The 25468-nt window shown below is 35.2% G+C and carries 16 protein-coding genes; 4 read left to right on the top strand and 12 right to left on the bottom strand.

Features of this window, described 5'->3' with window-relative positions; all coding sequences use genetic code 11:
* The 3 genes from WBN21_RS11240 to WBN21_RS11230 all read right to left on the bottom strand — a co-directional run.
* Nucleotides 1–1868: family 78 glycoside hydrolase catalytic domain (locus WBN21_RS11240; RefSeq protein ID WP_424200308.1), on the bottom strand; the 1868-nt coding region annotated here is incomplete at its 3' end.
* A 93-nt stretch (nucleotides 1869–1961) separates the two neighbouring features.
* Nucleotides 1962–4841: a glycosyl hydrolase gene (locus WBN21_RS11235; RefSeq protein ID WP_424200306.1), complete on the bottom strand. Its 2880-nt coding sequence runs from the start codon at nucleotides 4839–4841 to the stop codon at nucleotides 1962–1964.
* Between the two features lie 34 nt (nucleotides 4842–4875).
* A complete protein-coding gene (locus WBN21_RS11230) occupies nucleotides 4876–7416 on the bottom strand; it encodes an InlB B-repeat-containing protein (protein WP_424200304.1) in 2541 nt (846 codons plus the stop codon).
* A 447-nt stretch (nucleotides 7417–7863) separates the two neighbouring features.
* On the opposite strand from WBN21_RS11230, the gene WBN21_RS11225 reads away from it, so the two are divergent.
* The 3 genes from WBN21_RS11225 to WBN21_RS11215 are packed head-to-tail and all read left to right on the top strand — an operon-like array spanning nucleotide 7864 to nucleotide 9805.
* Nucleotides 7864–8511: an Ldh family oxidoreductase gene (locus tag WBN21_RS11225; RefSeq protein WP_424200302.1), complete on the top strand. Its 648-nt coding sequence runs from the start codon at nucleotides 7864–7866 to the stop codon at nucleotides 8509–8511.
* Nucleotides 8508–8876, top strand: coding sequence for an Ldh family oxidoreductase (locus WBN21_RS11220; RefSeq protein WP_424200300.1), 369 nt, complete (start codon nucleotides 8508–8510; stop codon nucleotides 8874–8876). Before WBN21_RS11225 ends, WBN21_RS11220 begins: the two co-directional genes overlap by 4 nt.
* 44 nt (nucleotides 8877–8920) lie before the next feature.
* The gene (locus WBN21_RS11215) at nucleotides 8921–9805 is read left to right on the top strand and encodes a sugar phosphate isomerase/epimerase family protein (protein ID WP_424200298.1); all 885 of its coding nucleotides are present in this window, start codon (nucleotides 8921–8923) and stop codon (nucleotides 9803–9805) included.
* On the opposite strand, the gene rhaT is transcribed toward WBN21_RS11215, so the two are convergent.
* From rhaT to WBN21_RS11175, 8 genes are read right to left on the bottom strand one after another with little or no spacing between them, the layout of a single operon-like run.
* Nucleotides 9779–10831 carry an L-rhamnose/proton symporter RhaT gene (gene rhaT / locus WBN21_RS11210; RefSeq protein ID WP_424200296.1) on the bottom strand — a complete coding sequence of 351 codons (1053 nt, stop codon included), beginning with the start codon at nucleotides 10829–10831 and terminating at the stop codon, nucleotides 9779–9781. The genes WBN21_RS11215 and rhaT overlap by 27 nt on opposite strands.
* A 22-nt stretch (nucleotides 10832–10853) precedes the next feature.
* Nucleotides 10854–12266: a hypothetical protein gene (locus WBN21_RS11205; protein ID WP_424200294.1), complete on the bottom strand. Its 1413-nt coding sequence runs from the start codon at nucleotides 12264–12266 to the stop codon at nucleotides 10854–10856.
* A gap of 20 nt (nucleotides 12267–12286) precedes the next feature.
* On the bottom strand, nucleotides 12287–12610 hold the full coding sequence (locus WBN21_RS11200) for a hypothetical protein (protein WP_424200292.1): 324 nt from the start codon (nucleotides 12608–12610) through the stop codon (nucleotides 12287–12289).
* Nucleotides 12611–12645: 35 nt separating this feature from the next.
* A complete protein-coding gene (locus WBN21_RS11195) occupies nucleotides 12646–15429 on the bottom strand; it encodes a family 78 glycoside hydrolase catalytic domain (protein WP_424200291.1) in 2784 nt (927 codons plus the stop codon).
* A gap of 50 nt (nucleotides 15430–15479) precedes the next feature.
* Nucleotides 15480–15995: a hypothetical protein gene (locus WBN21_RS11190; protein WP_424200290.1), complete on the bottom strand. Its 516-nt coding sequence runs from the start codon at nucleotides 15993–15995 to the stop codon at nucleotides 15480–15482.
* Between the two features lie 15 nt (nucleotides 15996–16010).
* Nucleotides 16011–16349: a hypothetical protein gene (locus tag WBN21_RS11185; RefSeq protein ID WP_424200288.1), complete on the bottom strand. Its 339-nt coding sequence runs from the start codon at nucleotides 16347–16349 to the stop codon at nucleotides 16011–16013.
* A gap of 16 nt (nucleotides 16350–16365) precedes the next feature.
* Nucleotides 16366–19947 carry a LamG-like jellyroll fold domain-containing protein gene (locus WBN21_RS11180; RefSeq protein ID WP_424200286.1) on the bottom strand — a complete coding sequence of 1194 codons (3582 nt, stop codon included), beginning with the start codon at nucleotides 19945–19947 and terminating at the stop codon, nucleotides 16366–16368.
* 21 nt (nucleotides 19948–19968) lie between these two features.
* Nucleotides 19969–23241 (bottom strand): family 78 glycoside hydrolase catalytic domain, encoded by a 3273-nt coding sequence (locus WBN21_RS11175; RefSeq protein ID WP_424200284.1) that lies wholly within the window; start codon nucleotides 23239–23241, stop codon nucleotides 19969–19971.
* Between the two features lie 228 nt (nucleotides 23242–23469).
* Between WBN21_RS11175 and WBN21_RS11170 the strand changes: the two genes are divergently transcribed.
* A complete protein-coding gene (locus WBN21_RS11170) occupies nucleotides 23470–24354 on the top strand; it encodes an AraC family transcriptional regulator (protein WP_424200282.1) in 885 nt (294 codons plus the stop codon).
* Nucleotides 24355–24541: 187 nt separating this feature from the next.
* On the opposite strand, the gene WBN21_RS11165 is transcribed toward WBN21_RS11170, so the two are convergent.
* A partial coding sequence (locus tag WBN21_RS11165; RefSeq protein WP_424200280.1) for a glycosylhydrolase-like jelly roll fold domain-containing protein occupies nucleotides 24542–25468 on the bottom strand: 927 nt, incomplete at its 5' end.

Here is a 25468-nt window from a genome sequence, read left to right as displayed (position 1 = left end):
CGCATAGCTTCATAATATTCTTTAACAATTGTATCATCGCCATAATACAGGTAATTGTACCAAGGTAAATACATTGTAGCAACGCCCCAATCTATTTTTGCATAGCTTGAAGTACGCTTTCCTGGAGCAATCATTGTTGGCACTTGGAACTTAATATCTGGGTTATTATGCCCTTTAGTTGGACGCATTTGTGTACGGATGTCTTCCATGTATTTTTTATAGAAATCATACATATCATAATTGTAAAGCGCGTATTCACAAAAGGCATGCGCATCTCCTAACCAGCCACATTTTTCGCGATGCGGGCAATCTTCAGGAATACCATGTACATTATCAACAATAGTCCATTTACTAATGCTATGCATTTTATTCAGCAATTCATCTGAAGATGAAAAACCCCCTGTTTCTTGAATATCGGTAGCCACTAAAACCGCTTTTATCATATCGGCATCTGGCTTTGTAGAAACTCCTTTAACTTTTGCATATCTAAAACCATGATAGCTAAATTTAGGCTCCCAAGATTCTAAACCATCGCCTTTGCTGATGTATTTATAAATTTGAGCCATTCCGTTGGCACCGCCACCTGTAGAGCCTTGAAAAATATCTTTTCCGTTAGTTAACAAAGCTTCTGTAGTAATAATTTCAATAAGTTGACCTTCCTTTTCTTTCACGTTTAACTTTACCCAACCGGCAATATTTTGACCAAAATCTACTATCCATTCGCCATCAGCACCTTTAAATACATTTTGAGGCTCAAACTCTTGTAACTTTTTTATGGGTGGCATTTGTTGCGCACTTATTTTTTTTATTTCTGGAGTAACCTCTTTGGCTTGCCCCCAGTTTTCGTCATTGAAATCAACCGAAGCCCAATTACCTAATTCATATCTTGCATCGTAAGTATCTCCGCCATAAATATTATTAAATACGATAGGGCCTGTGGCTTCTTTCCAAGTTTCATCGGTATAAAAATCAGCTTCTGTACCATCTTCATATTTAAGTTTCACTAAAAGCTTGACGGTTGGAGGTCCGTAAGCCAAATCTTTATCCGATTCTGGATCGCGTTTCCAAGAAATATTTTGTCCATAAAACCCATTTCCTAGAATAATTCCGAAAGCATTTTTTCCAGAGTTAAGGTCACTTGTAATATCATAATTTACATAATAGGCCTGCTTATCATAGTTTGACGGTGCAGGATCTAGAACATGGTCGCCTACTTTTTCGCCATTTAAGTACAATTCGTAATACCCTAAACCACATATATAAGCCTGTGCATTTTTAATATTTTTATTGATATCAACTTCATTTCTAAAATAGCTAGCTGCAAAACCATCTACAGGTTCTGGTTTTTTCATGCCACCTGTTTTGTAATCTCTAAAACGATGTTGCGATGTTCTAGTATCTTTGTTTAAAGTAATCCATTTAGAAACTCCCCAATTTTCTTGATTCATTAGTCCCATTTGGAAGGTCTGAGCATCTGACCATGCAGATGTGTCTCCTCTTTCATCCCAAATCATCACTTTCCAAAAATAAGTTTGCAGCGCTTTTAAAGCTTTTCCATTGTACTTTACAAAAGCAGATTTATCACTACTAATTTTACCAGAATTCCATAAATCCGCATCTTCTTCATTTAATTTATCCTCTGAAGATGCTACTAAAATATGATATGCCGATTGGGATTTATTAATCCCTTCAACATTCACAATCCAAGAAAAAAGTGGCTGTTCACTTTCTATAGTTTGTGGATTTTCTTTTGAATCAATCGTTAGTTTCTCAAAAGCCATTGGTGTTCTTGAGGTAGAAACTTGATGACATGACACACAGAAAATGGTCAAAAATGCTAGTAAAAATAGTGCTTGTTTATTTATCATTATAATACTATTAATTGAAAATTTATGTTACATTTTTATTCAAAGTGAAAGGTATTAGAATGCCTTATAAAAATTATCCTGCACAGTCATGCTTTATCTACATACTAATAATTTAACAGGCCCCTGTAAACCTGTTGACACTTTGTCGCTATATGCCTTTGTCCAACGATTTGTTAAGGGGTTATCTATTGATTTGCAATAATTAGCCAAAACTGTTGTGTAACGGATTTCAATATTATTATTTCCTTCTTCTAAATAACTTTCTACTGGATAAATAGCCTTACCATACCAGCGCTTACCCACTTTTTGACCGTTTACATATAGTTCTGTTATACCTTCATTGACATCACCTAATTCTATGTGTGTAAAATCTTCTGTATTATTTATTGTTGTCTTATAGATAATTTCTCCTGCAAATGAATTTTGTGTGGTTTCTGTTGATTGACTTAAATCGACAAGTTCTGTCATATTCCAAGTGTAAGTTTTATTGTCTACGTGATGTCCTATTACAGTCCAATCTCCATCAATTACTTTTGAACTTTTAACTTGACTTTCTTCTTTTTCTGCTTTTTTGGTTGGTTTTTCATCTTCAAAAACAAGTAATAAGGATTCTAATGGATTTAAAACAATTGCCAACTCATTAGCATTTGAAGCATAAAAATGTGGTTTGAGTTCGCCAGTTTCTGGATTCCAAACCCAAGGATATTTATCTTCTACAGGGAATTTTGCATGAAAAGTTGTGGTTTCAAATCGATGCACATTTGTAAAGAAATAAATATCCTTATCATCGGTATATTGATGAATTTGGTATACTTTTTTTGTTGGATTGCTTATTGCTACATCTGGATTTAGACCTGATTGTTCTAGAATATTTTTAGTCCATGGTAATAATTCTTCTAAAGTGTCTGGTTGATTTAATTTAATAAATGAATCGGGGTGTTTAGTCAATAACATCTCCATCATCTGTTTTACTAGTTCATCATTTTTCTGAAAATCAGTAAAGTGTAGTGACTTTTCTGGAAGTCCATCAACTACTACTACTTTTCCTCCAGACTCCACAAATTGTTTAATAGCTGATGCCGTTTCTGAATGAATGGATTTTAAACTTGCCAAAACCAACAATTTATACGTCATATTCCCAAAGGAAATTTGACCATTTTCTATTACAGCTTTAGTTAAAACATTTTGATTAATATACTCACATGAATACCCTAATTGACTAATAGGCTCCCAAAGTTTGTATAGATATTCAGGTTCCATATGAAAAGGCTCTCTGGCTAAACCTTTATTTCCCCACAAATCGGATGTTGGACCGATGATAGCAATAGATTTATCGGCTTGTGAATTTTGAAATACAGCTGATAATCGTGCATTATAATCTACCCAATGGTTTAGGTGCTTCCACCATGTATTTTGTTCGCTAAAATAAGCTCCATAACGTATCCAACCCGGAAAAGGCACCTCTTTTGGAGAGTAATTATAACCGTGTAAAACAGAATGATTTATTCCAGTAATGAAATTGATATCATCATGTTGTTTCATCTCTTCAAGAGTCATTTTAAAAACACCACGTGTGTTGGTCATCGTTTCTCCACTTGTTATTTTTTTCCCTGTTAAATGTGCGCCTGCAGAAGCGTACATATTCCATGTCATATAGCCATGACTTTGATTCCATTGCCATAAAGAATCTTTCATTTCTGCTGAATAAATCCAATTGTTACTTTCTGGAATATCGGGTATCATATAGCCATCTAGCATGCCCATTAAAAACGGCGTTCCATAGGCTTGATATCGACATAAAACGCCGTTTTCTTCACAAAAATCTTTATAGGTTTGTGTAAAGTTTTCTAAAAACAATTCTACTAATAGCTTGTTATAATCATACCGAACGCGTTTTAATTCATCTTTAAATTGAGATGAAAAGTTTTCGGAATAGGTATCATTTGAATAATTACCGCGTGCAGAATAAAACACAAAAGGCATCCATTTATCCAGTTTATAACCGTAGGTATTCAGAAAAATGGTCTCAAAACCATCGGTCCAGTTGGCTCCAGATACTTCAATACTATCGCAAAAAATAGCTCTTATTAATTGATTAAGCGGAATGCCCGAGCGTTCTGAAATTTTCTTTAATCTGTTTAAATAGGCCAAGGTCATTTCCTTTTTATAATGATCCATTACAGGGCCAGCACCTCCCAGAGCACCTAAGGTAACATCTCTAAAATTTTGTTGAATTAAGTTATAGCTCAATAAATAATTCCCAGGTTCTTTTATGGTATAAGATAGTTTGCCGTTTTCTTCAATATATGTATCTAAATTTACGATTTGGTTAACATCCGAACAGTTTTCTGGCACAAGATTTACATTGGCCAACTTATATGTCGTGCGCTTACTTACATGTCTCTGCTCACGACTATTTTTGTTCTTGTCCTTAAATAACTTAATTAATGAAGATTCATCTATTCCAATTACATCCCCGCTTTTATAGGTTATCTGGTCTGTTACCATACGTTGACACGTTTCTTCTTCATGTAAAAATTCGCCTCCAAATGGCCACCCTGTACCAGCTATCATATCGGTAATCATACCTAAATCTTTGGCTTTTTTTGCGGCATGAACTACCATATCAATCCACTCATCACTCATCCAAACCAAAGATTCTTCGCTTGTATCAAAGGCTGGTGGCATAGCAATAGGATTAATTTCTACGCCGCCAAAACCTACACTTTTTAGTGATTCTAACTGTCTATCTAATTCATCTGGTTTTACTTTATTACCGTTCCACCACCAACGTACAAAAGGTCTTGCTTCTGCGGATGGGTTTTGGAATTTTCTAAACAAGTCTTCACTAGAGTCGCTTTGGTTTTCCTGACCACAACTATTTAAACTACAAATTGCTAATAACAAAATACACTTTAAAACGAATAAACGATTTACCTTAAAGTCAATTAATGATGGTACAACGTTTTTCATTTCAGTTTTTATTTTACTTTTTAATTCATGTAGATTAATACACTAGTTTTGCAAAAGATTTTTCCATTTTTAAAATATAGATGCCCTTTGAAAATGATGATATATTAACCTTATTCCCATGTCCTGAAAGTACTTTTCTTCCGGTTATGGTATATACTTCCCAATTATCTGGTGTTTGTGTTTTTATGTTAAAAACCCCGTTATTGCTAGGATTAGGAAATACATTTAACTTATTTATACTATGTTCTGCAACAGATAGTCCACCATTAGAAAACACCGCTTTTATATTCAAATCTGATGCAACAGTTATTGCTAAAGGGGTGTCATTACTTATAACATCGCCTTCCCAACGTTCAAACTCCCAACCTTCATTTGCAATAGCATTTAAAGTAAATTCTTGCCCAGCGAATGCCGTACCACTACTATAATTTAATAGACCTTGACCTTCTTTACTTATTGTAATGGTATGTGTTTCAATATTTGCTCTCGGTATAAACTCTATTCTGTCAAAAACAATGCTACCGGAACTGATATTATTATAAAATTTAAATTCAGTAATAGTACCAGTCCATAAACCCCAATTAATTAAATCAAAATCTAAAGTATGCCATTGGTTATCATTAGGTATGGTTTCTTTTTTTCTTCCCGTTACAAATGTTGTACCTGGGGCATTTGGTGCCATTTGAAGATCTGGTTTTTCTGTACTATTTTTCACTACCACTCTTAAAGTACCAAATAGACTAGCATTTATATTTAGGCCAGTTATTGCTACCATGGGCCAAGAAGCATTTGAAGAATAAGCCACACTTAATTTATCATTATCTGTATTAATTGTCATCCCTCCATTAACAGCAAACCAATCAGAAAAATCTTCCGTAGTCGTCCACACAAAAGTTGCTGGAGAAATTGCTTTTACAAAAAATGCCTCAGGTCTAAATTCAAATTTTTCAAAAGCAAAAGACCCTATTTCTGTATTTAAACTAACCTCAGATCCTGAACCCCCATCGGTTCGTGCATTAGTTGTAACATTTTTCCATTCACTAAATACATGAGGGCTTGGATTTTCATAATTTAAATATGCAGTATAGCCTTCTTCCGTTAAGGTACGATCTGGTTCCCCTTTCTCATCAAAACCACTCATAACATAGTTTGAATTATTGATTAAAAAATTCTGAAGCTTGTTATTCTCTTTCCCATATGATTTGCTCCTATAATATAATGATGAACCAGCAGGTAAATTTGTAGTAAATGAAACATCTACAGATTCATTGTCTCTATAACTTAAATTACTACTATTATAATTATAAATTAACACATCATATTCATCTTCAGAGTCATTTTTAGCAAAAATAGCATCCAACTCATTGGTAGACGTATTTGGACTACCTGTTATGCTAGTTTCATAACGAACCAAATCTAGCATCATATTTAACTCTTTTATACCTGAAGGGTCTTCACTATCTGTTCTGTTACCCCATCTATAAATAAACTCTAAGCCTTTATCTTTATTCTTATAATAGGTGTTTGAAAAAATCAATTCTACTATATCTCTATGTGAGGTTTCGCAGCCTATTGTACCTTTACCATCGGCACCATTCATAGTAGTTACGGTTTTATACTCCATAATATCTATTGATGTTTCAGGGTTCCATTTGGGGTTATTAATTAAAGGGGCAAAATTTTTATCGTATTTACCATTCATATCTCTTAAACTTGTGCTCCCCATTACAATATAATCCGAAAGCCCCCAAAAATCACACTTTATATTGTTATCAAAATTATAGTCTATAAGTCCTTCAATAAAAGATGCAAACGGTTCTCCTTTATAATTTAACTCTGTTCCGCTTCTATATAAAAATCCTGGATTTCTGGTGTGCAAACCTACTTTTGCATCTGGTAATATTGACCTAACTGCGCTTTCGGTATTTGCAAAGTGTTCTATAAAATCTTGTTTCGTGCCAAACCAATGATCTGGAGTTTCTATTTCCGATCCTACTCTAAAACGCCAGGATAAGACTTTTTCTTCGCCATAAGTTTCAACCAACTTAGTCATTAATGCTTTTATAAAATCATGATAAGCTTGTTTATCTGCTGGTGGTAATGAATTTCCGTAAATGGACATTTTTTCATTTTCGCGAAAATTAACATTGTCTCTTGTGCCTTCTGGAATGAACGTATAACCGTGTTGAAAAGCCCATGGTGGCTGATCTAAAGCTATTTGTAAAATCTCGGTTTGTGAATTAACTACTTTATCGAGTCTTTCAATAAGAGGTTCCCATCTATAAACATAAATGTTGTTTATTGAATCGTATATACAAGGGTCGAAATCTAAATCTTTATAGGAATTTCCATCTACAACTTTCCTTATTCCTCCAATCATTCTAACGATATTCATTTTAAGACCTGAACGAATATTTGATCCATTAGTTGGACTAATCCTGTTAGCTACATTCCAAACATCGTGTATTGGAAGTTTCTTTTCACTTTCGTTTGTGAAATCAGTAGATAATTTTACCTGAGCTTGTATGGAAGTTATGGTTATAAAACACAAAAAAGTAAGCATGGTAATTTTCATAGCAAAGTAAATTAAATATTGATAATATCAAATTTCATTAATTGAAAACTATTTTCTATCCTGCTGTATCCTGAAAAGTAGTGCCCTTTTAAAACTTAATTATTATGAAGAATTCCCTATCCCTACCAAAACTTCAGATTAAAGAATCGCAACAATTCCAGCTGTTATGATTCTTTTTGTTTTTTTAGCAACACTTTTCCATTCTTTTCTATAAATTCCCCAAAGATTAGCAGTTAAAATAATGGTAGACATGTGTAAAATCCATATGGTACCTTAAATGCTGAAAACAATATTTTTAGATATGGCTTACTTAAATTTATAAAGAATTTGCATTACTTTTAATCCTCAAGAAAGCAACCCAAAGCAAATCGTCGAAGATAATGACGAAAAACATTATTTTGATTTGACACATGGAATTGAGGCCTATACCATAAAAAAAAGGAACAAATGACCATAACTATCCAAAGTAAAGAAATGAATGATGTACTTGCTACGCTCTTTAGTAAATATGGGTTCAATGATGACTATGCGAAACTATTGGCGGAGGTGCATACCGAAAATACTTTGCATGGTGTAAATTCACATGGTATCAATAGGGTTCCTTTTTTCATTGAACAACTTAAACTAGGGTTAATCTTGAAAGACATTGAAGCCGAAAAGGTAGAAAGTTTTGGCTGCATTGAACGATGGGATGGTAAACTAGGCTCTGGGGTAATTAATGCTATAAAATGTACTAATCGGTCGATTGAGTTAGCCAAAGAAAACGGAATAGGATTAGTCGCTCTTCGAAACACGAATCATTGGATGCGAGCAGGTTATTATGGTTGGATGATGGCAAAACAAAACTGTATGGGTATTCTGTTTACCAATACAGAACCTAACATGCCGGCATGGGGTGGTAAAGAGGCAAGGCTTGGAAACAATCCTTTAGTTATTTCTATACCTAGAAAAAAAGGTCAAATTGTACTTGATATGGCTATGACCCAATTTTCTTTTGGCAAAATGAATGAATACAAGTTGAATGGGCAACCTTTACCTTTTGATGGCGGATGGGACGCCAACGGCAATCTTAAAAAAATGCGGAGGACATTTTGACGACTAAAAGTGGACTTCCGATAGGCTATTGGAAAGGGTCTGCACTTTCTATGGTTTTAGATATGCTCGCCACCCTACTTTCGGCTGGTAAATCCACTTATAAACTTGGATTAGAACCACACGAATATGGAGTATCTCAAATTTACCTATGCATTAATCCTAATACCTATAATGATTTTACGCTTCAGGAAAAACTTACAGAAGAAATCATAGCTTACACCAAAGATGTAACGCCTACCGAACCGAATGGAAAGACCTATTATCCTGGTGAACGATCACTCATTAACAAAATTAAAAATCAAAAAAAAGGAATGAACGTAAGTGAAGAGGTCTGGAAAAAAGTAATCGATTTAATGAACAAATAAAATATTATGAAAACTAACAGAAGAGATGCCCTTCGAAACTTGCATTGGCTCCAGCTCTTTTTGCAGCGCCTACAATTTTGAGTGCTGCTACTAAAGACCCAGTTGAACCTATTGCGCAACGGGTACAGTACAGCGTTAATGCCTATTCTTTTAATGACGAATTTCGTAGTGGCGAGATGGACTTATTTGATATGATGGAATTTGCGTCGGATATTGGCCTCAATGCTGTCGATTTAACCGCCTATTATTTTTCCTCTTATCCAAGTCTTCCTAAAAAACCAGAAATTTTCGCTTTAAAGAAAAAGGCATTGGAGCTTGGATTGAACATCTCATGGACAGGTGTGAGAAACAACTTCGTAACCGCAAATGTAGAATCCAGAAAAGCTGATCGGGAAATGATTAAAGACTGGCTCGCTATTTCGTCCACAATTGGCTCCTCTATTCTACGAGTTTTTACGGGTAGAAACCTTCCTGATGGATACACCAAAGAACAAGTGAAAGCATGGCTAGTTGAAGAATACAAAATTTGCGCCAATTATGGCGCGCAAACAGGTGTCATTGTTGCCTTACAGAACCATAATGAGTTCTTATTTACGGCCGATGAAGTAATCGATATTCTTGAGCGGGTTGACTCGGAATGGTTCGGACTTATTCTAGATATTTCTGGCCTGCGTACTACGAACGATCCGTATGCTGAAGCCGAAAAACTGGCACCTTTTGCCAATTATTGGTTTATCAAAGAACATGTGTATCACAATCAGGAAAAAAAACGAACTGATATGTCCAAAATGGCCGCAATTATAAAGCGACACGGCTTTCGTGGTTACGTCTCGTTCGAAAGCCTATCGGATGGAGACCCAAAAGAAATTATTAAAAAGATGGTTTATGATTTTAAGCGGGAATTAAATAGAGTTTCCGATACCAACTAGCACAACTGACAGGAGTATGGTAAAAATACCAAGAGTAATAGTAACCTTGGTTCTTTTAGCAACACCTTGCCATTCTTTTCTATAAATTCCCCAAAGATTAGCAGTTAAAATAATGGTAGCCATGTGTAAAATCCATGAACTGGCTCCATTTCCTAATTTACTCTCGCCCATTCCATAAAAAAAGAATTGTAGAAACCATATGGTTCCTGCCAATGCAGAAAATAGTATGTTGTTACGGATTGGTGTATTAGTATTTGTAAAATCTTTGTAAGATTTATTTTTAATACTTAAGATAGTTGTCCAAACTAAATTAGTAGCTAAACCTCCCCAAAGGATGACAATAAAAGTGACGTTATTAGCAAATAAGTGATCATACCCAGCTTTTACCGCAGCATCTGCAAGTGGTTTTCCTGCCTCTATACCAAAACTAAAAAAAGAACTTAAAATACCCGATAGAATGGCTACCGCTAATCCTTTAACCAAATTGAACTCTGAAACACTTTTTTTCTTTTCTTCATCAGAAAGCTCTTTTTCTTTTAGCATTCCTGCCTTACCAGAAAGTGCAATACCTAAAAGACACACCAAAACACCTAATAAAACAACTTGTCCACCGGTAGAGTCAAGCATATCTGTAAAAGTTGTTTTCCCTTCTTGAGGATTAAAATTATAATAGATGGAAGGTACAATGGCCCCAAAAGCGGCACAAAAGCCTAAAACTACAGAATTCCCCAAAGACATGCCTAAATACCGAACTCCTAATCCATAAGAGAGTCCTCCAACACCCCAAAGTAAGCCCATTAAAAAGGTAATTCCTAAAATAGTACTAGAACTAGCAGCTAATATATCGGGAAATCCAGGTACTGTTAACCATGCTGCTAATGGTGGCACTATTAACCAAGACATAACACCTCCAACCATCCAGTAGGTTTCCCAAGCCCAATCTTTTACTTTGTTATAAGGCATGTAGAAACTACCTGCTGCGATACCACCTAATGAGTGAAATAAAACGCCTAAAATTGCTTGCATAATTTTATATTGGTTTGGTTTTTTAACAAATACGAACGACTCGTAATTTTAATAAATTACCTAATTTTTCGATTTTATTGGCAATATGCCCAACGCCAATAGCACAATGATGCGAAGGCCCTTGTTTAGACCATTCGTTCATAAACGCTCTTGCACCTATTGAAAAACGGTAACGGCTATTGGTATTTCCTATTTGTAATACAGGCCCCTCTACAGATGCGCCTTCTGCCACTAATAGAAACACATCATCTTTACCTTCTACAACCGATAATAAGGTAACTGGGCCATGTTTTACGGTCATTTGAATGGATAAACCCTTCCCTGGTTTCCCATGGTATACTGGTAAGGGTACCAATTGCACGTTGCCTTCGGCTATGACTAAATGAGCAGGACCATCATGTCCTAACATCACGATATCATCATTAAAGTCCATGGCATAGAATTCAGAAAACGAACCTCCAACACCAAAAGCATCCATAATTTTCATGGCTTGTGCATTTTTTACCTCATACTCTCCTGCTACTGGTACATTCTTACCTGTTAGCAATGTATTTCCTGCTATTATGGAGGTTGCAATATTTTCGTATTCGTTAGCAATTTCGCCTTCATAATAATAAGCCATGGAACCTAAATCATGCTTTTCAACTAATTTATCTAACGCTATGGAAGTTTTTGCTGCTCTAATTAATTCGCCTTCTTCACAAGTATCTAAAACCTCAAAAGCACTTCTAAATTCTAATATTTTTGATTCTATTTCAGATGATGTAACAGAATCTCGATATTTCTTTACTTCACACATTTCTACAATTTCTATGTGCGTACCAAATACTGAAGACTGCTTGGTTAAATCTGAATATACGTCTAACATACCTCCATAATAATGCCCTAAAACACCTAGTCTATTATTTTGCATTACAACAGCAACTTTTGTGGCATCAATCCAGTCTTGAATCTCATCCCAAACGGCTTGCTCATCAAGATATCCTGTTACAAATTCATAATCAATTCCTGAACGATTAAAAACATTCGCTAATTCCGGCACAGAACAGGCCTGACAATGTGCCAACCACTCTCCTGTCATCTTTCCTTTATCTCCCAATGAATTAAAACTCTCGTAATCTATGGCTGCCACAGGTTGTATGTTTAATATCACTATAGGACATTTTACTTTTTGAACTACTGGCAAAACCGTTGATGATAAAGCATAAGTTGAAACATATAGGAAAAGAATATCGACATCTTCTGTCTTTAACACCTGTGCCTTTTCTCTTGCTACTACCGGTGAATCTACCAAACCTACATTTATAACCTCAGCACCAAACCTCTCCATTTTATTGGCTATTTGTTGTTGATACCCTTCTAAACGCTCTAACAAGCCGTCAAATTGAGGCCAATAGGTATCTAAACCAATACCAAATAATCCTACTTTTACCATTGTTACTTATCTTTTATTTTCTAAACTTCAATATATAATTCACTAACTTTTTTTAATCGATCGGTATCTATTTCTAAACCAAAACCTGGTGATGCATTAAATGAATAAAAACCATTAGCTTCTTTTCTCAGTTTGTCTAAATTTGTTAAGTACAAAGGGGCTTCATTCAAAAATCCCAACGAGTCTTGACGGTACTGGTCTGCAAAAATAAACAGCAACATTGGCTGTAGTGCTATGTCTTTATCGATTTGTTTTGGTTTATAATCACAAAAGGTTATTACTAAAAGCAATATTGCAATGCTCTTTTTACAAATAGCGTTTAGTATATCTTTAGCAATTGTCATTTATTTATTTTTAACTATTTATCTAAAATCTTTAGTTATTTATAGTCTGTTTTAAAGGTATATATACCTGGTAGCACTTTTATGATGTAAGCTGTTTTGGTTTGCTCTAGTAATGTGCCCTCTGGTGTTGTTTTAAATTCTGCATCGTTTAAATACAATGGCGCGTTTTCTTTTAATGGTATTTCTACCTGAGCGGTGGTATTAGATGGTACTGTTATTTGTAACTCGAATACACCATTATTAATTTCCCATGCAGAACTTACTTTACCATATGGGGTATTATAACTTGCTTTAGCTGAAGTTAATGGTCCTCCAGGAATTGGCGCAATACCTATTTCTTTATAACCTGCTTTTAAGGGCTTCAATCCTGCCACACGCTCATAAAGCCATTGACCTATAGCGCCATATGCATAGTGGTTTAAAGAATTCATTGGTTCAACTTTAAAACCTGTTTCTTTAGAATAACTATCCCATCGTTCCCAAGTAGTTGTTGCGCCTTGGTTAATAGAGTGAAACCATGAAGGATATGTTTCTTGAAATAAAATGGTATACATTAAATCTACTTCTCCCATTTTATCTAATGCAAATGGCAATATTGGTGTTCCCAAAAAACCCGTACGCAAGTGATTGTCGCACTCACCGATAAATCGTTTTAAATGTACAAGTGCTTTTTGATCTATATCTTTTGATAATAAATCATACTGCAGAGCCATTAAATATTGCGTCTGTGTTTCTACAGCTGCTGTTACATGACCATTTTTATCAAAAAACTTGTTTTCGAAGGCTCTTTTTAGATTAGAATGCAATTCTTTTAACTTTTTTACATCTTCTGTTTTACCAAGCACCTCAGCACTTTTCATGGTTAATTCTACCGAGTATGCGTAGTAAGCCGCCGTAATTAAATTCCCTGGAGTATCGCCACCGCGCATGTGCCTAAAATTTTCTTTAGGTATTGGATATGGCTGCAACCAATCTCCAATAGTTGCGCCTTTAGGCAGGTCGTTTTCAGTTATTGATGCATAATAATCCAACCATCCTAACATCATATCATAATTATCTTCTAATATACCGATATCACCAGTTCTAAAATACAGTTCCCATGGCACTACAACACCTACATCTCCCCATCCTGCATAGCCTTTTTCATTGCTAAAACAATTTGGTACCACAGGAGGTATTACGCCGTTTGATAATTGGTCTTCGCGTAAACTTTGTGCATAACCTGCCCAAAACGCATACATATCTGCATTGTAGATGGCCGTTGGCGCAATTACTTGAGCATCTCCTGTCCAGCCCCATCGTTCATCACGCTGTGGACAATCGGTAGGTACATCAAAAAAGTTACTTCTTAATCCCCAGCTGATATTGTTTTGCAACTTATTTAATTTTTCATGAGATGAAGTAAATGTTCCATTTAGGTTAAAATCGGTATGCTGTACAATGGCTGACACCCATTCTTTTTGTGGTGTTGCACTAGGTGCATACCCTTTTAATTCAATAAATTGATACCCGTGAAAGGTAAATTTAGGACGCCATTCCACCATACCATCCTTAGCTGCTACGTAGTAATCTGTAGAACGTGCACCTCTATAGTTTTTTGTATGTAATGTGCCATCTGGATTTAACATTTCTGCAAAACGGATTCGTAGCGTATCTCCCTTTTTCATTGGCACTTTTACCATAGGCACACCTACATTATTTTGCTCAAAATTAAAAATGGGTTGCCCTTTTACTGGTTCTGTAATACTTTTTACAGACAATACATCCATATCTTTTACACCCGCAAATCGTTTTGGTAATAACGCAATAGTATCAGCAATCTTGTATTCACTTACTTGTAACCATTTTGAGTGATCGTAATTATTACTGCTCCATTCGCCTAACTCAAGATTTGCATCGTAAAATTCACCATCATAGATTTTTGATGAACGTATAGGTCCATTTTGCGTTACTTTCCAGCTATTATCTGTTACAAATGTTTTAATTCCTTCTTCGGTTTCAATTTCTAACTGACATAATAAGTGTGGTCGATGTTCTGGTGTTTTATTAACATACCTAAGATTAACCCGTCCGCCATACCATCCCTCGGCAACTGTTGCTCCTAAGGTGTTATTGCCTTGTTCTAATAAATTGGTAACGTCGTAGGTAAGTGTAGAAATACGTTTTTTATATGGTGTCCAGCCAGGGGACATGACATCATCTCCTACTTTTTTACCGTTAATAAAAAAATCATATACCCCTTTTGCTGTAACGTAAAGTCGTGCTTTTTTTACCTTTTCATTTAGTGCTATTTCCTTACGCATATATTGCGGCCTAAACAGCAATTGTTTATGTCTGTCGGTTTCGTTGAGTTCATTAGATGGTAGGCTAATCCATTTACCTTTCCAATCTCCATTTTCTAAAAGACCTAATTCTAAACTCGCAATCTCACTCCATTGAGATGCTTTTTTATTAGTATCCCAAAACTTTACTTGCCAATATACTTTTTGTCTCGATTCAAGGGGTATTCCTTCATACTTTACAAAAGTTGTTTGGTCTGAATTAACTTTTTCGCTATTCCACAAATCTGGATTGTCTTGCAAAATCTCTGGTTGACTTGCCACTTTAATTTGATACGCTGTTTGTAAGGCGATACCATTTGGTAATTGCCAAGAAAAACTAGGCTTGCTATTATAAAACCCTAATGGATTTTTAAACCCCTCGCTTACAGTTAACTCTAAGGGTTTTTCTTGTACGGTATTGGCAGTACAGGAAAGCAATAAAATGAAGATGAACATATTTAAATTCACCTTCAATCTTGCCTTTATTTTTTGTTTCATTTTTATTTTCTGTTTAATAATTACAAAAGGTCTTAAAAATGTTTTAAAAACTATTCATATATAGCTTTGACTTGCCATGCAGCAGATTGTGCTTTAAATTTTAAAAAATCAGCACTTTCACTATCAAAAATAAACCCTTTAACAGATTTCTTCTTTTTACCTTTATTCCAAACACTTGTACCATTAACAAATACTTTTTTAATTCCCTTAACGGTTTTGGGAATTCCAATAATAGCTGTCGTTTGCTCAGGCGAATCTAATTCCAATTGATACCCAGACTGATTGGATGTTATTGTTAACTCAATATTTCCTTTTATTGTTGGAATAACTTTTTTCAACTGCTTAAAATGCACCAAATTTGGCAGTATTTGATATTCACTCCAAGCTACTTTAGTTGGCGCAACCCCAGCTATGTATTTCGATAAAATTTTGTTCGAGCCATTCCATGCGTGATTATAACTTCCTCCTTTTGGAAACATTTCATAGAGTGTGGACATATTCTCTTCATCAACTTGACTTTGAAACTGGTCTTTCATTCTAGATAATGATTCTTTATCTGCCAGCAATACACATAGCTATTTCTACCATGAATTGGTTGGTGTTATTTTTTCTTTTCTATTCCAATCTCCTGCTTGACTTGGCCCTCTTGATAATCCGCCTTCAAAAATTACCAGTTCTCCATTTACCCATAACCAAAATTTACTATCAACAGCTATTTGAGCCTCAACGGCATCTGGAATTTCATTAATTATAACAGTCTTTCTGAAGCTCATCCACGTATTTGCAGGACCTGCTTGGTCTTGCCAAATCCATTGTGCATCTTCCCAATTCAAGGTATTGGAATACCCTGAATTAGAAGACACAAAAGTCATTACAACTAAGAGAAATTTACCAAGATAATTTTTATAATTTAAGCTCATTCCTCTTTTTTTTACTCTATTGCTTAATAAATCTTGATATGTAAGACCTACCTTGGGCATCTATCATTTTAATAATATATATTCCATTTTTAAATGAAGACACATTCAGCTGATTGTTATTTAAAGTGACTGATTTTATCATTCTTCCGGACAAATCATACACTTTTGCATTATGTAGATCCGCACCTACAATGTTAAGTGTTTGGTTGGCTGGGTTTGGAAATAATTTTATTTTATTAAACGTAGGTTCATTTTCAACAGTACTTAAACTTGCTAGGTATTCTTCTAAATTCTGAATATTCATCACTTCATTTACCTCTGCCTCAGAAAGCACATCATTAAACATATACACTTCATCAAGCATACCTGTAAAATTTCGGACCAATGAAGTAGCTGAAAATGACCCGAAAACAAGTTTACCTAAACTTTGCGGCTTACCTGTTTCGAATTCATAACCTTCTGCAATACTGCCCTGTTGTTGTCCATCAATGTAAAACTTATGTTGTCTTTGTCCTGCCCTTTGATCCAAAACCAAAGCGACATGGAACCAGTTGGATTTTTCAGCATCATCTACATTAAATGAAATAGACTGTTGTTGATGAGAACATCTAAAACTTAAATCACCATTAGAATAAAGTAAGGTACGTCCATTAGTAGGCTGCAAAATGTCTCCACGTGTGGTGTAATCTGATACTTTTAACCAAAAAGCTATGGTGTAGGCGGTTTCAGAACTGTATTCGAAGATATTATCGACTGATGTAAAATACGACCCTTCTGTATAACTAAAGACTCCTCCATCCCCATATTTTCCAGTAGCATACGTAACAGCAGAGCCCATAGTGGCGTGGTTATCATTTCCACTAAGGTCATCACCATTGTTTTCTAGTGGTAAATAAAACAATAGTTTGTTCGTAAAAATACCAGCTTTGTCAAGCACGCTAATACTAATACTTGCTTCAGAACTTTTACCATCTGTATCTGTCACTTTAGCTTTTAATGTATAATTTCCACCAGCTAAGTCTGACAATGCAGGCGTATCAGAAGATGAGAAGTTAAAAGGAGCGTCTGTTTTTGTAGCTATAAGCTGGTCATCAAGAAACAATTCAACTTTTTCAATGCCTTCATCATCAGTAGCATTCAATTCAATATTTAGTTCATCCACTCCCTTTTCTAAGGTATCTCCATCACTTGGAGTTATAAAAGAAATCTCAGGGGCGTAGTCAACGATTACATCTGCATTAAACTCCCAAATTCCAGGATTCACATTAAATTTCAAAAAGGTTTCATCCTCGTTATTAAAAGAGATTCCTGGAACGCCATCCACAAATGCACCATCTTTCCAAACAGTTACACCTCCAACAGTTACTTCAAATATTTCTGTATTGGTTTTTGGTATGCCAACAACGGCTATTGTGTTCGATGGTGATTCTAGTTTAAGGTTAAAATTTGTTTTTCCTGCAAGAACATCAACTAGTATATCTCCTTTTACAGAAGGCACAGTAGCTTTAAAAGAAGTTAGATTAGCAAGAGTTGGACACACTTCATAAGTACTCCAAGCTACATCGGTTGCCTTAATACCCGTTATATAACGCGACATGACATAGTTAGGTGCGTTCCATGCGTGGTTAGGCGTACCTAAACTACCCTTCGGATCGGTATCAAAGCGTTCGTACAAAGTGGTTAAATTCGGATTTACAATCTGAAAGTTATAAACTTCTTTCATACGAGTCAAGGCTTTTTCGGGATGCCCCAATACCATCAATGCCTCCTCGGCTAGCCATTCCATATGTGGACTTGATTTTCTAACAGGAAACAAAACCTCATCTACCAAGGTGTTGTAGTTACTTTCGTCTGCTAAGCCACTTAATACTGCTAATGAGCTAACACGTTCTTCTATTGAATTGCCTGAAGTAGCATATCTATCTCCTCTCCAAAATTTATTTTCATAGGCTTGCTCTATACTTAGCATCCTACCGTCATACCAGGGTATATCTTCATTTTTATTTAGAACAACAGCCATTTTTCTGGCAGCTTTTAATGCCATGTAATACCAAGTAGCCTGAGTGGCTACCTTGTCTGGATCACTACCCCAGTCAATCCAATTAACACCCCCTGATTTTTCTGCCGGTGTGCCATCAGGTAACATATCCCACAGCTCTAAATATGTCAATATTGCAGGATAAGCATTTGCCATAGTGGCTTCATCCCCAGTATTATAATAATACTGCCATACTACATGATCTATAAATTGAAGGCTTTGTGTAACGAATTCGGCACTTTTAGTTTGAAAGCTCCCAAAACCTGGTGTTAAACCCTCTATAAGATCACCTCTACGATAGTTTATGGTATTGTCAATTGCTTTCTTTAATAATTTTCTTCCCGCTTCATCTAAAGTATAAAAAATTGCTCCTGTTTGATCGCCTACATCTCCAATCCACAAGGCACGTTCCCTGTCTGGACAATCCATATACCCATCTCTTGCACATATATATAGCGTATTACGAGCCATCCACCATAAACGCGTTAAATCAGGATCACTACATTCAAAATTACCTGTCATATCACCCACACCTGTCCAACGATATTTTAACTCTTGTACTTCTACTCCAGCAGGAATTACATAATCTACAATATGACCATTAAACCAAGTATAACCCTCAAACTCTTGAACGCCACTTTTGGAAATATACCTAGATTCCAACAAGTGAAGATTTTTGTTGTCTGTATTGATGACAATTGTTTTACCAGCAGTAGCATTAAGCTTTATATAGGGCGTAATTTGCTGATTGAATGGGAGTTTTGCTTTTATAGTTATATTAGACCCTGTGTTGTTCGTATAGGGAAGATTTATTGTCGCCCCATTTACCGTCATTGATGGATAATCTGTCAAGCCTCTATCGTTCCATTGTGGTATTGCTCGCTCTACCAAATTGCCCCAAGGCTGACTATTTATGCCTCCTTTTTCTACAGGTGTATCCCAAGTACTGTCATCATAGCCTTCTGAATACCAAGCATTATCTGTCCAATCTCCTAGCGCATTTCGTGCATCAAATTTCACATTATATGGAGCGATTCGGTTATCCTCTCCACCACCGCCACTATTCGGGTCATAGGCTGGGTGCAATTTCATTTTCCATGAGGAATTTGTATTAAGATCAGCGTTCCAATCAGCAGAAACGTATAAACCTCCTTTACCGCTATCTAAGTGCGACTTACGTGTGCGCCCCCAGTACCACGCTAAAATGGCAATAGTATTTTCACCCGCTTTCAGGTAAGGTGCAAGGTCAACGGGATCGTAATAAATGGTGTTTGGTGCAGCACCTCTTGCTAATCCGCCTTCAAACAATACCATATCTCCATTTACCCAAAGCCAATATTTACTATCTACAGCTATATTTACTAATGCTTCTGATGGTACTGTACTCACATTGATGGTTTTTCTAAACGCCATCCATGTATTGGCTGGTCCATCTTCTTCTTGCCAAATCCATTGAGATTGTGCATTTACAGAAGTTATTGAAATTGAAAAAAGAATAAAGAGGGACAATAAGACTCCACTTTTTCTAATTTTTCTGTTCATTTCTCGTGTGTTTTTCATGACTTTTTTTTATTATTATTGTTATTGTTTATTAATAAAAATTTTGAGTTCTTTAATTGACGGTGCTTGTTTTGCATCAACAATAAACAACCTGCATTTTGTAGATTCAATGGCATCAAATTGATGGGTTTTATTGGCACCACAATTTTTTCCTTCTGCGATATCTTTCCATTCGCCATTTTTCCAATATTGCAATTTATATGATGAAATGCTATCTTCATATTCATTTATTATAATTTGATTGAACGTTTGAGGTTTTACCCATTCTACTTCCAAATATTGATTTTTAGTTTCGGTAGCCAACCAACGTGTTTCATCATCTTCATCATTTACTCTAAAAGCCTCAAAAACAGGTAGTTTTTCCGTTTGAATAAACATAGATGACGCATTTATTCGTCCTAATTTCGCAAGATTTTCTATGTTAGATAAAGGCTCTGGAAATTGTGTTAGAGGCAATTCATCTACTTTAAAATTATAAACTCCAGATGTTACATTAAAAATTACATAATTACCAACGGCTTTGTTTTTTTCTGTCCCTACATAGGTGATGTCTTTAGCTTTCTCAGCCAAAATATCGCTTTCATAAATACCCTCTTTACTTGTTGCTGGTAGATAAACTTTTGCGGTTGTATTTATAGGGATTTCAATATGAAATGTTGCGCCTTTGTTTTCCTTTATCCAGTTTACAACCACGATTCCATACATGGATTCAAATTCGGTATTTGCAAAAGTTAAATCGCCCACAGGCGCAGGTTTAATAATCATATTTTGGATTCCTAATTGTTCTGGATTAGGACGAATCCCGCCAAAACCTTTGATAAAATAGCCACCAATGCCTGTGTAGCAAGTATGTATTTGGCTGTTTCCGACAGCCGACCAACGTTCTGGCCATACTGTTTTTCCTTGTTCTAAAAAGTAACCATAACTTGGATGGTGCTTGTCTCGTAAAAGCTCATAAATTAAATCCATACGCTCACCAGATTCCGTAAAATAACGCGTATATAAGGCTTGGCCAGAACTACCTGTATCGTAATACGGAAATTTATATAACACATTATCAACAAGGTTCGCTTCAACTTTTTCTTTTTCATTCGCTGGTGTTACGCCAGATAAAAGTGCAAAAGCTTGATCAACTTGATATCCTTTTATGTACATACCCGTTTCTGGATTATACGATAATTTATGCGTCGCTTCTCGTTGTACTTTTAATCGATCTTTAAATGTTTTAGCATCTTCGGTTTTACCTAAAACTTCGGAAATCTGCATCGCATTGTCCAACATAAACGCATACAAACAATTATTGAAATGAATCGCTTCAGGTGAATTACTACTGATCCAGAAATTACCTCGTGGTGTGCACCAATCTCCTAAACCTGGGAACTCCCTTAAGCCTTGTTCTCCAGTTTTTAAGGCACCTCCTGTTTCATAATTTGAATTTTCGTATAACCAAGTCATCCATTTTAGCATGGATTCATAATTATCTTCTAGTACTTTCTTTTCACCTAACATTCTATAGGTTTCCCAAACCGTTAATGGGCTGTTAGCTTTCCACATTAAAAATGGACGGTCTTCTTCGTTAATTACGGCACGTGTTCTACCATCAGGCAATTGTGCGTCTCTGGTGAATTGTAGGTATTGGTCCATATAGGCACCACTTTCAAAATTTGGCAAAGCATCGCCATACATGGCGGCTACTGTAACTTCACCCCAACCACGACGCTCACGATGTGGACAATCGACCAAAATACCATCCATAGTATTCGCTAAGTAGGTATTTAAATTAATTTGATAAATTTGATTAAGCTGCTCATTAGATGATTCAAATTTGCTAATTTGCCTACGATCATTGGTAACTACGTAACCCTTTGCATCTTCTATTTTAGGTTGATATTTTAAACCGCAGACTGTAATCCATCGTCCACCAGCAACATTAAAACGATTTTGGAATTTTCCTTTTCCTGATTTTCCAAAAATATACTTGCTCTTTTGTTTCCAGTTAGATCTCACCTCTGTTCTATCGGTAATTTCGAATAGAATAGAATCTCCCTCAACACCATTATATAAGTCCATTTCAAAAAATCCAGTATAATTCTCGCCCATATCAATGCGGTAGGTACCATCATCATTTTTATCAACAGCAATAGCTTTAATATCCTTAAACTTTACTTGAGGCTCTACCATTTGTGCACTTAATTGTGCGGTAATTGGACCATACAATGCACGCACCTCTCTATCGTTATTGCTGTTTAGGGCAAAACTTATGTTGTTTCCTTCTGGAATTTTGGCATTCAACACTTCATGATTATATATACTGGCATTCATCCAATTACCATCATCGTATTCTGCTGTATTCCAATTATCTTCTCGTTTGCTATCGTCTATGGTTTCACCACCAAACCGAAGAATGTCCCAATCGCCGTAATATTTGGTATGACTCTTTTTAGTTTTCCAAGTGGTGTCAGACTTAATCGTAATTTGTTCTCCTCCAGCTACTATTTCGGCTTGTGCTTTAAATACAAAAGGTATATTTCTGTATTCACTTATTCTTCTCCAACGCGACCATCCTGCAGCATGCCATAAAGCGATAACATTATCTCCTTTTTTTAATTTTTCTGAAATATCATAAGTTAAATAAGGAATTCTTTTTTTCATATATGAAGACACAGGATTCATCACATTTTCAGTAATTTTTTCCCCGTTAACATAAAGTTCGTGGTATCCAAAAGAACCTACAAATACAAATGCCGATGAAGCCTTTTCTGAAAGCGTAACATTTTTTCTATACCAATTATGGTCGGTTTTTTTTTGATTAGATTTAAGAATCCAATTGCCTTTCCAATCTGATTGTTTTAATAATCCCATTGAAAATTTTTCATAGTTACTCCAGTTGGTAGCATTGCCATCTTTATCCCAAACCTTTACTTTCCAGAAGTATTGTTTAGCCGATTCTAATTCATTGCCTTGGTAGGTATTATTTACAGACTGATTACTTTCTGTTTTTCCAGAATTCCAAACATCGCCATTGTTGTTCTTTAGTTTCTCTAAACTACTTGCTACTAAAACTTGGTAGGCCGTTTGTTTTTGCCCTCTAGTTCGATTTTCTTCTTCCAACTTCCAACTAAACCTTGGCGTTGAGTTATCTATTCCTAAAGGATTTATGCGGTATTCGCACTTTAAATCTGTAAGTGTTACCAAAGCTGCTTTACTACAACTGAAAACAGAAAGCAAAAAAGCTATTGTAAAAAAAGACAGAAGAAACTTTAAAGAAGTGGTGCGGTTTAGTTGGATTTTCATTTTTTAACTAGAGATTTTTTTTTATTCATAAAACATTCACTCTTTAACAAGAAAAGCATTTGTCTTTTTCTTAATTCATAAATATATTTTATACTTATAAATCCTTTATCCTGTAGTATCATGCACGAGACTAATTAAATATTTTTATATTGGAACTAATTCATAAATTTCGATTTTAATATTACTTCTATCAATAAACAATTTGATATATTACTTGCATAAAATGATATGGAAAATAAATATAGAAAATATCTAATTACCTCTGATAAAGATAAATTATGGGGGTTTTACATAAATAATTTAGGACGAAATGTTATAGAAAAATATGCTGAGTATCCCTCCATGGATCATCCAGATCAATATGTATTTACTTGGAACAAAGGACGCGTTCTAAATGAATTTCATGTGGTTTTAATTACAAAAGGTGAAGGTATTTTTGAAAGCAAAATAACAGGCAAAATAAAAGTTACCGATGGCGATGTTTTTTTAATATTCCCTGGTGTTTGGCATCGATATAAACCTAAAAAAGGTACTGGATGGACTGAACGTTGGGTAGGTTTTTCTGGAGATATTGCTAGCAAATTTTTATCGAATGGTTTTTTTAGTGCTGACGAACCTATTATTTCTAAATGCAACAAACCTGCTGTATTAAATTATTTTAATGCACTTTTTAAATTATTTGACGAGACATCTTACGGTTACCAACATTTAGCATCTGGAATTTGTATTCAGTTAATGGCTGAATTTTACAATATAAAAAGCGGAGGAAATAACATTGAGAATCTCAATTCCATGGTAACTAAAGCCAAAAGCATCATGTATAAAAACATGACCACATCCATTGATTTAACCGAAATAGCTTCAGAATTAGGTGTTAGCTATTCCAAATTCAGAATAGATTTTAAAAAACAAACTGGTGTTTCTCCACTCCAATACCATTTACTTTTAAAAATTGAAAAATCTAAAGAATTGCTTTTAAATACCCATAAATCGCAAAAAGAAATTGCTTTTGAACTTGGTTTTGAATCTGATGTTTACTTTAATAGATTATTTAAACGCAAAACGGGCTTAGCTCCTGGTAGGTTTCGAAATATGAGTCATAGTAGTTTTTAAAGCTTCTTTTACACCATTATTAAATTGATATTTCTTTCAATCTATTCTGAAATTCAGCAATTACAGTTTTTTTTAATATTCTTAATTATTTTTCACACCAACAATAAGAGCATTTTTCGTTTCATTTATCCCAATTAGTCTAAATATATTTCTTAGTTACATTGGAAGTCATCGCTCTTTAAAAAAACTAATCTTCGGCAGATAACCATACCTTACCAAATACACCCGATGGCATTAGTTCTGCGTCGGGTCTTTTTCCAAGGACATTTACAAACTCCCAGGTTTTACGTGCTTCTTCGTCCTGCTTGTACTGCCACAACAATTGATTCGTCCAATTATTGGTCAGATCAATTTCCAACATATTTTCTCCTGCTTTGGCTGCTTCTGAAATGGATACCGTATAAGGTGTCGTCCAAATGGTGGCTAGCGCAACACCATTAAGTTTTACCTCGGCAATACCAGCAACATGTTCAAAGTTTAAAAACAAGGACTGCTTTATATCCTCTGCCTTCAAACTCATTGAAGTTTTATACGAAGCGGTTCCAGAAAAATATTTAACATTTTCATTTGCAGAAGTTGTCCAATCCAATAGCGCTTGTTTTTCAAGATTAAAATCAGTTCCTATCCATTCATTTTTAAAATGTATATCCCATAGAACATCCAATTTCTTCACCTTCTCTTTGGATTTAAAATTTAATGCCATTGATAAATTTTCTTTGGCTCCCTTTCCTTTGTTTTTAAAAACAACAAAGTAACTCTCGTTAACATTAAAATGTAATGGTACGGTGGTACGGTGGTTTTCATTACTGTATTCTGGCAACTGACGAGTACTACCATCCAATGCAGACCAGAGTTCTGGACTTTTATCTTTCACCCTGAAAGAAGCCTTAAAGGAAACAGGCTTATCTCCTTGATTGGTTAGATAATATATATCAAGGTCTTTTAACTTTCGGTGTACCCATTTAATGTTGGCGGTTTCAGGTAGCATCATATCTTCGAACAGTCCTTGTTTTTTAAGAATAGTATTGATATTGCCATTAGAATAAACATTACCCTTACCAATTTTATGATGAATAACTTCATTAGAATTTAGTCCTTTTTTACCCCATAATTC

It is taken from the genome of Algibacter sp., from assembly GCF_049667265.1.
Lineage (GTDB): Bacteria > Bacteroidota > Bacteroidia > Flavobacteriales > Flavobacteriaceae > Algibacter_B.
The sequence above is the reverse complement of the archived record's forward strand: the minus strand, read 5'-3'. Positions and strand labels throughout refer to the sequence as shown.